Origin of the sequence: Actinotalea sp. JY-7885 (assembly GCF_014525465.1) — a bacterium.
Taxonomy (GTDB): Bacteria; Actinomycetota; Actinomycetes; order Actinomycetales; family Cellulomonadaceae; genus Actinotalea.
Genome location: NZ_JACEXH010000252.1, coordinates 1 through 3,336, shown reverse-complemented (window position 1 = coordinate 3,336; position 3,336 = coordinate 1). Strand labels below are relative to the sequence as shown.

Genomic DNA, 3,336 nt, shown 5'->3' with positions numbered 1-3,336 from the left:
CGCTGCGGTGGGCCGGACGGCTCGACGGGCTGGACGTCGAGCGCGACCTGCGCCACGCGCAGCGCCTCGGCGTCACGGTGCTGGTGCCCGGCGCCGCCGGCTGGCCGAGCGGCCTCGACGACCTCGGTGCCGCGGCGCCCGCGTGCCTGTGGGTGCGCGGGACGAGCGACCTGGCCCGGCTGTGCGCACGGTCCGTGGCGCTCATCGGCGCCCGCGCGTGCACGGCCTACGGCGAGCACGTCACCGCCCAGGTGGCCTCGGGCGTCGCGGACGCCGGCTGGACGGTGGTCTCCGGCGGCGCGTACGGCATCGACGCGGTGGCCCACCGGGTCGCCCTCGCGAGCGCGGCGCCGACCGTCGCCTTCCTCGCGGGCGGCGTGGACCGCCCGTACCCGGCCGGCAACGCCCGCCTCCTCGCGGCCATGGCCGACGGCGGCGGCGCGGTCGTCAGCGAGGTGCCGCCCGGCTCGGTGCCGAGCCGCTCGCGGTTCCTCCTGCGCAACCGCCTCATCGCCGGCGCCGCGCGCGCCACCGTCGTCCTCGAGGCGGCGTGGCGGTCCGGCGCGCTCAGCACGGCCGGCCACGCGGCGGGCCTGCTGCGACCCGTGGGTGCCGTGCCCGGGCCGGTGACGTCAGCGGCGTCCGCCGGTTGCCACCGGCTCCTGCGCGACGGGCTCGCCGTGTGCGTGACGGACGCCGCGGAGGTCCTCGAGCTCGCCGGAGGCCTCGACGCCGCGCGAGCGGGCGCGCCTCCCGGCGGTCGGAGCGACGCGCGACCGGGGGCCGCGCGGGACCGGCACGCCAGACTCGACCTCGGCGGTCTCGACGACGCGGCCCGGCGCACGCTGGACGCGCTGCCGGTGCGGCAGGGGGCGCGGCTCGACGCGCTCGCCCGGGTCGCGGGGCTGTCCGGCCCCGAGGTCGCCGGCGCCCTGGGTGCCCTGGAGCTGGCGGGTCTGGCGACCGAGGTCACGGGTGGGTGGCGGCGGGCGGATCGTCCTGGACCGGGACGGACCGGGGCGATCCGGACGGAGGATTGGGATCTTCCGGCACAGGGCGGGTGAACTGTGACCGGACCGCCTTGTGAGCGCTCGCAGAACACGCCACCGTAGGGCCATGCCCCCGACCGACGACGTGCGGACCGCGTCGACCGATGCGGTCGTCGACGCGTTCGCGCAGCACCTCGCGGTGGCACGGGGCATGTCGCCGCACACCGTGCGGGCCTACCGGGGCGACCTGCAGCACGTGCTGGCCTTCGCGCGGCGACGCGGCGTGGCGTGGCAGGACGTCGACCTGGCCCTGCTGCGCGCCTGGCTCGCCGCCATGGTGAGCGGCGGCCTGGCGCGCGCGACGATCGCGCGTCGGGGGGCCGCGGTCCGTGCCTTCTTCGCGTGGGCGGCGGGTGAGGGGCTGATCCCGGCCGACCCCGCCGTCCGCCTGGTCACCGCGCAGCCGGGCGACCAGCTCCCCACGGCGCTCGCGCTCGCCCCGGCGGCGCGTCTGGTGGACGTCTCCCGCGCGACCGCGGAGGCGACGGGGGAGCCCGGGGCCCTGCGGGACTGGGTCGTCCTCGAGCTGCTCTACGCCACCGGGGTGCGCGTCGGCGAGCTGGTCGGTGCGGACGTGCACGACGTCGACCGCTCGGGTCGGCTGCTGCGGGTCATGGGCAAGGGCGCCAAGGAGCGCGTCGTCCCCTTCGGCGTCCCCGCCGCGCGCGCCCTGGACGCGTGGCTCGACCGGGGCCGCCCCGCGCTGGTCGTCCCGACGACCGGCCCGGCCCTGCTGCTCGGGACGCGCGGGGGCCGCATGGACCAGCGTCAGGTCCGTACCCTCGTGCACCGGGCCGCCCTCGCGGCAGGCGTGGACGACGTCTCCCCGCACGCGCTGCGACACACCGCTGCGACGCACCTCGTGCAGGGAGGCTCGGATCTGCGTAGCGTTCAGGAGATCTTGGGCCACGCGACCCTCGCGACGACCCAGCGCTACACGCACGTCAGTCCGGACCGCCTGCGGTCGTCGTACCTTCAAGCCCACCCCCGAGCCTGAGACGGACCCAGTGATGGCAGCAGAGTCCCGGACCCGGTCACCGAGGAGCACGCGCCCTTCGGGCGATGTCGTCCCGCGCCCGCACGCCGAGGGCGCCGCCGAGGACGCCATCCGCATCAGCTCGCTGTGGGCCGTGTTCAAGGAGACCGGCGACCGCGGCGCGCGCGAGCGACTGATCCTGCACTACGCGCCGCTGGTGACGATGGTGGCCGCGCGCGTGGGGGCCGGGCTGCCCAGCATGGTCGAGCAGGCGGACCTCGTGTCCTACGGGATGTTCGGCCTCATCGACGCGATCGAGAAGTTCGAGACGGACCGCGCGGTCAAGTTCGAGACCTACGCCAGCTCGCGCGTCCGCGGGGCCATCATCGACGAGCTCCGCGCCATCGACTGGATCCCGCGGTCCGTGCGCACCAAGGCCCGCGCCGTGGACCGCGCGTTCGCCGAGCTCGAGGGCGAGCTGCGCCGGCCGCCCACGGAGCAGGAGGTCGCGGCGCGCCTGGAGATCGGCGTGGTGGAGCTGCGCGCCGTCTTCACCCAGCTGTCGACGGTCAACGTCGCTGCCCTCGACGAGATGCTCGGCGGCGGCTCGGATCGCGGTGACTCCCTCTCGCTGCTCGACACCCTGGAGGACCCGGGCGCGCCCGACCCGGTCGGCAACGTCGAGGCGCAGGAGATGAAGATCGTCCTGGCGCGGGCGATCGAGCGGCTCGGCGAGCGCGAGAAGCTCGTGCTGGTCCTGTACTACTACGAGGGCATGACCCTCGCGGAGATCGGCCGCATCCTCGGCGTCACGGAGTCCCGGATCTCCCAGATGCACACCGCGGCGATGCTGCGGCTGCGCACCACCCTCCAGGAGCAGGACCGGGTCTGACGGTCCGGCGCGACGGCGGCGCCCGGTCACGCCGTGCCCCGGACCGGGCCGGGCAGCAGGACCACGGGTCCCCCTCCCGGGAGGAGCCCCAGCGGGTCGACGTAGACCTCGCCGTCCCGCACGCCCCAGTGCAGGCACCGCGGCGTGCAGTGGGAGCGCGCCGGCCCGTCCTGCACGCGCCCCACGACGTCGCCCGGTGCGACCCGGGTGCCCACGGCGGGCGCACCCGTGACGGGCTCCAGGCTCGAGCGGAGCCCGTCGTCGTGCTGGAGCGTCACGACCCCGCGGTCCACCACGACGCCGGCGACCACGACCGTCCCCGCGGCGGGCGCGAGCACCGCCGTGCCGGCCGGGGCGTCCAGGTCGACGCCCCGGTGCCCGGCGGACCAGCGCTCGGCGGGCGGGTCGAACCGCGCGCG

4 protein-coding genes are annotated in these 3,336 nt (G+C 76.8%); 3 read left to right on the top strand and 1 reads right to left on the bottom strand.

Translation table 11 applies throughout. From position 1 onward, the window contains the following. From dprA to whiG, 3 genes are all read left to right on the top strand, one after another. On the top strand, positions 1–1,064 hold a 1,064-nt coding region (gene dprA, locus IDM29_RS15770; protein WP_188037766.1), incomplete at its 5' end, for a DNA-processing protein DprA. Positions 1,065–1,116: 52 nt separating this feature from the next. Next, complete coding sequence (locus IDM29_RS15765; RefSeq protein ID WP_182113567.1) at positions 1,117–2,046, top strand: tyrosine recombinase XerC; 930 nt, start codon at positions 1,117–1,119, stop codon at positions 2,044–2,046. 13 nt (positions 2,047–2,059) lie between these two features. Next, a complete protein-coding gene (whiG, locus tag IDM29_RS15760; RefSeq protein WP_182113568.1) occupies positions 2,060–2,917 on the top strand; it encodes an RNA polymerase sigma factor WhiG in 858 nt (285 codons plus the stop codon). Positions 2,918–2,943: 26 nt separating this feature from the next. Here whiG and IDM29_RS15755 read toward each other — a convergent pair. Beyond that, positions 2,944–3,336 (bottom strand): M23 family metallopeptidase (locus IDM29_RS15755; protein WP_188037765.1); only part of this gene is annotated, 393 nt, incomplete at its 5' end.